We start from the raw sequence: 5,609 nt of genomic DNA, 5'->3' as shown, positions 1-5,609 counted from the left end.
CGATACCCGCCAGCCTTCGCGTCGTCATTAACGTCGACCATAATGTCGGCCCGAAGCTCCCAGCCCCAGGCCCAACCAGCACATTCACCGCCCGCAGCGGAAGACGGGCCTCTACGCCGCGCTTACCTTGCTTGGGTCGAGGTTGCGCGTCATCTGCCGGTGGTAGGCGCCCGTCGCGTCCATCAGCAGCAGCGTGTGCCCGGTAGGGGCTGTGTCCAGCACCACGAAGCCGCTGCGCGCCTCGGCGACGATGCGGGAGAAGGCGTGAAAGACGGCAACTTCCTCGGTGCAGGGGGAACGCAGGTCCTCCCGCAGCAGCGCGCGTCCGGCCTCGTCAAGGTTCCGGCCGCGGGTTGCCATGATCTTCGCAACGTACCGGTCGGTCTCGCCCTTCGGGTCAATGCGGTCGATGTGCAGGCCCGGCATCTCGCCGCCAAGCGTCATCGCGAGATGCGCTGCCGGATCGGTGGTGCTGAGGTGCACGGCGTGCCCACGCCCCACGAGGCCCACCGCTACCGCCGCCGCGATCGTTGTCTTGCCGACGCCGCCCTTGCCCATGACCATCACGAGGCCGTGCCCACGCGCGGCGAGGCCATCCACGAGCGCATCCAGGCCGGGCAGGCACGGCGTCGCAACGCCGCCAGGCGGCACGGCGAGGCCAGCCGGCTCCGATCCCTGCCGCAACAGTGCGCGCAGCGCCGGCAGGCCGACCATGTCGAAGCCGCACAGCGGCACCTCGTCGCGCGGCAGTCTGCGCAGCACCGCGGGCATCTCCGCGAGCGCTTCCTGGCCGGCCCTCTCGATCGTCTGCGCCACCTGGTCGTTCGCGCGGCTGGCGCGGAAGACGCCGTTGACCACCAGCGTCTGATTGGCAAGGCCGAGTGCTGCAAGCTCGCCTGCGCTGCGCGCCGCTTCCGCAAGCGCGGCGCAGTCAGGCCGGGTCACGAGGACAATCTTGGTCGTCTGGGCATCACAAAGCGCCTCCATCGCCGCGCGGAAGCGCTGCTCCTGCGTCTTCAGCCCCGAATGCGGACCTAGGCAGGAGGCACCGGCCTCATTCGCCTCGAGGAAGCCCGTCCAGGCGGCCGGCAGGCTGAGCAGCCGCAGCGTGTGCCCTGTCGGCGCCGTGTCGAACACCACGTGATCGTAGCAGGGCGCGCCGCCGGCGAGCAGGGCGGCGAATTCGTCGAAGGCCGCGACTTCGGTCGTACACGCGCCAGAGAGCTGTTCGCGCACCGTCGCGCGCTCAGTCTCGGTCGCACTCTCCATCTGGGCCAGCACGCGGGCGCGATAGGCCTCAGCCGCGGCCTCGGGGTCGATGTTCAGCGCCTCCAATCCGGCGACGCCCGACACTGCCCGGGGTGTGTCCGAAAGCACGACGCCCAGCATTTCATCCAGGTTGGACGCCGGGTCGGTACTGATCAGGAGAACGCGCTTGCCGGCCTCCGCCAGCGCAATCGCCGCAGCGCAGGCGATCGAGGTCTTTCCCACCCCGCCCTTGCCGGTGAAGAGCAGGCAGTGCGGCGGCGAGACGAGGTAGGACGGCAGGTCAGCCATCGGCGGCGCCCGCCATCTGATCGTCGGCGCCGTACACCGCGGCTGGGCCGCCGCCCATGTAGATCGCGGCGTGGGCATGGTAGGCGGCGCGGCCGTCGCACCGCGTCGCGATCCAGGTGGTCTGCGCCATCAACTCCTTCGTCCAGGTGTCGAGCGCGCCGGCGGTGCTCGCCGCCACTTCCGGCGCGCCGACGCCCAGCACGGTCTCGCAGTCGCGCGCGCAGCGCCGAGACCCACCGTCGCCGCCAGCGACTTGAAGTCGGTCGCCATGCGCCCGTCGCCCGCCGATCATAGCCGCTCGAGGCACAGCGCGATGCCCTGGCCGCCGCCGATGCACAGCGTGACGAGTCCTCGCCTCTGCCCTGTGCGGACCATGCCGTGCAGCAGTCGCGTTGTCAGCACCGCACCTGACGCACCGATCGGGTGGCCATGGGCGATGGCGCCACCCTCGGGGTTCACGGTGTCCTCCTTCAGCCCTGTCTCGCGCATCACGGCGATGGCGATGGCGGCGAAGGCTTCGTTGATCTCGGCTCGTTCAACGTCGGCTGCGGCCCAGCCGGCGCGGGCCAGGGCGCGCTGCACCGCTGGCACGGGGCCCAGGCCGAACATGCCCGGCTCCACCGCGCCGAGGCCGGCCGAAACAAGCCGCGCGATGGGTTTGAGGCCAAGCCGTTCCGCGGTGCCGCGTTCGGCAACCACGATCGCCGCCGCGCCGGTGTTTAGTCCTGGCGCGTTGCCGGCGGTGATCGTGCCGTCCTTGCGGAATGCCGGGCGCAGCTTCGCCAACGTCTCAATGGTCGTCTCGGGGCGGTTGTGCTCGTCCTTCGCGAAGGCTGTTGGCCCCTTTCGGCTCTGGATTTGCACCGGGGCAATCTCGGCCTCGAACAACCCGGCCGCCTGGGCTGCCGAGAACCGGGTCTGCGAGCGCAGTGCCCAGGCGTCCTGCTCGGTGCGGGATATCTGCAGCTTCGTGACGAGATCCTCGGTATGCCAGCCGGAATGCTCGCCCGAGAAGGCGTCGTTCAGACCGTCCAGCAGCATGCTGTCGAGCATCTGGCCGTCACCCATGCGCATGCCCCAGCGCCCGTTCGGCAGCAGGTACGGCGCGCGGTCCATGTTCTCCATGCCGCCCGCGACCATCACCTCGGCTTCGCCGAGCCGTATCTCTTGCGCGGCGGATGCGATGGCCTGCGCACCGGACCCGCAGACGCGGTTGACTGTCAGCGCTGGCGCCGACACCGGTATGCCCGCGCCGATCGCCGCCTGGCGTGCTGGATTCATGCGGTTGCCGGCCTGGATGACGTTGCCCATCACCACGCCATCGATCTTCGTCGGGTCGAGGCCCGCCCGGTCGATCGCCGCTCGAATGACGACGGCACCAAGTTCCGTTGCCGGCATGTCCTTCAGCGTGCCGGCGAAAGTGCCGATGGCGGTGCGTACGGGCGTGCACAGAACGACTTCGCGGTCAGCCATGGTGGTCCTCCGTCCAAGTGTCTTGCTCTGTCCGGCGCGTTGCACGTTCGATGGCAGCCTGCATTGCGGGGCATCAAGGCGGGGAGAACAGGGGGCTGCGGAGCCATCATTTCGTTGCGCCGCGTTCGTCGCCGATGCGCCGGGCCACGGTGCGAAGGTGGGCGCACTCCGTCCAGCGGGCCGGGCGTCGAGCCTTGGGCCGCGCGCAGCCAAGAGCGCACCGCATTTAATCGATGCGATAACGCAACAAAAAATTGACGATGAACGGTTTCCGTGTTGCGGCGCGTGTGGCGGGCTTGTCGGCAAAGGCTTCGAGGAGGGAAGAGGCCGTGGCGCTGAGGCGGCGATGCAGCGCCGGGTGCGTCGGATGCGTAATGATGGGCAGCGGGGTATCGCGGTAGTCGCCCATCGGAAGCACGGTGTGGCGTCGGAACGCGACCTCGACGGCCTTCTGTTAACCTGAGATCGGCCAGGCAGGTGCGCCGGCCGGAGGCATCTTCGCGTGCCCCCATTCGGCGACGGTCTTTTGGGTCTACGCCACGGCGGCGAGTCAGTGTCCTCAGGTGCTCTTGACCCTGCCGGACCGAGCGACGGGCCACCGCAACCGTGCTGGCGCGGGCGTGATGGACCTGGCCCGGAGCGCATCCGTCTATGCCGGGGGCAGGACCGCGCCATCGAAGCCTGAGAGCAAGCATCTCTGCCAGACCCGGGCATCCAAGGGGGCAGGGTTACCGTTATGCGGTCCTATATTGCCACGAGGTCGGGCATGCCTGCCGTCGTCACCGTGGCGACAAAGTCGAGCGGCTGCAGCCGGCGCAGTCCGGGCTGCCAGGATTGGAACTGGCCCTAGGGCCGTGCCATCGCGGGCAGGATGGCGGAGGCGCTGGCGAGGCGCGAAACAGCGCGTCGCGGCAGGGCAAGGCCCATCGGGCCTTCCGCACGGAGAAATGCGGCCGGCGGGCCTGCCTGGCCCGCCTGCCTTCATGGCTGCTGCCGTCGAGGACGTCTCGGTGGCAGTCGCTGGCGCTGCTTAGCGACCCGAGGCGCTCTGCCTGAGGCGGTTCATCGCATCTCCGAGGCTGAAGCTTCCGGGCGCCTGGCGCGGCGGGAAGTCTCGGAACGACGCCAGGAAACGCCCGACGAAAGCCTGCGCCGGTACCAGCGCGAAGGCGCGTTCCACCCGCCATCGATTGTGCTCGAACGATTCCGTAGCCCGCTCGAAGGGATCGGAGCGCAGGTTGAAGAGCATCGGCAGGCGCAGCGGCGTGAAGCCGCGTTCCCAGACGCCGAAGCCGTGATTCTCCTGGATCAGGAAATGGACTTTCCAGTTGCCGTGGCGCAGCGCGGCGAGGTCGCCGTCATCGGTGAAGTAGAACATCTCCTGCCGCGCGCCTGGCCCTGCGCCGGTCAGCAGCGGCAGTTGGTTGTAGCCGTCCAGGTGCACCTTGTAGGTGCGCGCGCCCGCCTGGTGGCCGGCCAGCAGCTTCTGCTTGATCTCCGGCTCGCCCACCGCTGCGAGCAGTGTCGGCATCCAGTCCTGCAGGGAGACGATGTCGTTGATCACCTGCCCGGCCGGGATGCGGCCCGGCCAGCGGATCGCGCAGGGCGCGCGGAAGCCGCCTTCCCAGGCCGTCGCCTTCTCGCCGCGAAAGGGGGTGTTGCCGCCATCGGGCCAGCTCATCACCTCGGCGCCGTTATCCGTGGTGTAGATGACGATGGTGTTCTGCGTGATCCCGAGGTCGTCGAGCTTCTTTAGCAGCTGCCCGACATGGCCATCATGCTCGACCATCCCGTCGGCGTAGACGCCTAGGCCGGTGACGCCGCGGCTCTCCGGCTTCAACCGGGTCCAGATGTGCATCCGCGTCGAGTTGAACCAGGTGAAGAAGGGCCGGTTGGCGCGATGCGCACGGTCGATGAAGTCGAGTGCGCCGGCGAGGAATTCCTCGTCCACAGTCTCCATGCGCTTCATCGTCAGAGGACCGGTGTTCTCGATCCGCTGCGTGCCGTCCGGGTTCGCCCAGGTCTTGAGCACGCCGCGCGGGCCGAACTGGCGACGGAACTCCGGGTCGCGCGGGTAGTCGGCGTTCTCCGGCTCGTCCTCGGCGTTCAGGTGGTAGAGGCTGCCGAAGAACTCGTCGAAGCCGTGCATCGTCGGCAGGTGCTCGTCTCGGTCGCCCAGGTGGTTCTTGCCGAACTGGCCCGTGGCGTAGCCGAGCGGCTTGAGCAGGCCGGCGATGGTCGGGTCCTCAGGCCGCATGCCCTCGGCCGCGCCGGGCAGGCCGACCTTCGACAGGCCGGTGCGGATCGGGCTCTGGCCGGTGATGAAGGCCGAGCGGCCGGCGGTGCAGGAATTCTCAGCGTAGTGGTCGGTGAACATCGCGCCTTCGCGCGCGATGCGGTCGATGTTGGGCGTGCGGTACCCCATCATCCCCATGTTGTAGGCGGAGATGTTCGACCAGCCGACATCGTCGCCGAAGATCACCAGGATGTTCGGTCGGCCCTGCGCGGCGGGCGCGGGCGCTGCGGGGCGCGTCGTCTGCGCGAGCGTCACGCCGCCGGGCAGCGTGCCGGCGGCGAGC

The 5,609-nt window shown here is 69.1% G+C and carries 5 protein-coding genes; all 5 read right to left on the bottom strand.

The annotated features are described in order from the left end of the window. Positions 1-111: 111 nt before the first annotated feature. Positions 112-1,557 carry a TRC40/GET3/ArsA family transport-energizing ATPase gene (locus HW577_RS19560; protein WP_232475077.1) on the bottom strand — a complete coding sequence of 482 codons (1,446 nt, stop codon included), beginning with the start codon at positions 1,555-1,557 and terminating at the stop codon, positions 112-114. Then, positions 1,550-1,759 (bottom strand): hypothetical protein, encoded by a 210-nt coding sequence (locus tag HW577_RS19555; RefSeq protein WP_198377807.1) that lies wholly within the window; start codon positions 1,757-1,759, stop codon positions 1,550-1,552. Before HW577_RS19555 ends, HW577_RS19560 begins: the two co-directional genes overlap by 8 nt. An 86-nt stretch (positions 1,760-1,845) precedes the next feature. Then, positions 1,846-3,030, bottom strand: a complete 1,185-nt coding sequence (locus HW577_RS19550; RefSeq protein WP_198377806.1) for an acetyl-CoA C-acetyltransferase — start codon at positions 3,028-3,030, stop codon at positions 1,846-1,848. 226 nt (positions 3,031-3,256) lie between these two features. Beyond that, positions 3,257-3,439 carry a hypothetical protein gene (locus tag HW577_RS19545; protein WP_198377805.1) on the bottom strand — a complete coding sequence of 61 codons (183 nt, stop codon included), beginning with the start codon at positions 3,437-3,439 and terminating at the stop codon, positions 3,257-3,259. A 621-nt stretch (positions 3,440-4,060) separates the two neighbouring features. Further along, positions 4,061-5,609, bottom strand: a 1,549-nt coding sequence (locus HW577_RS19540) for an arylsulfatase (protein ID WP_198377804.1), incomplete at its 5' end; no start/stop codon positions are given.

The organism is Neoroseomonas rubea (genome assembly GCF_016106015.1).
In the GTDB taxonomy this organism is placed as follows: Bacteria; Pseudomonadota; Alphaproteobacteria; order Acetobacterales; family Acetobacteraceae; genus Neoroseomonas; species Neoroseomonas rubea.
Note: the sequence above shows the minus strand (reverse complement) of the source record. Positions and strands in the feature narration are given on the sequence as shown.

What these genes read in the sequence shown, in the direction of transcription:
- HW577_RS19545 (WP_198377805.1), bottom strand. Translation starts at nt 3,439, where the DNA reads ATGGGCGACTACCGCGATACCCCGCTGCCCATCATTACGCATCCGACG.
- HW577_RS19550 (WP_198377806.1), bottom strand. Translation starts at nt 3,030, where the DNA reads ATGGCTGACCGCGAAGTCGTTCTGTGCACGCCCGTACGCACCGCCATC.
- HW577_RS19560 (WP_232475077.1), bottom strand. Translation starts at nt 1,557, where the DNA reads ATGGCTGACCTGCCGTCCTACCTCGTCTCGCCGCCGCACTGCCTGCTC.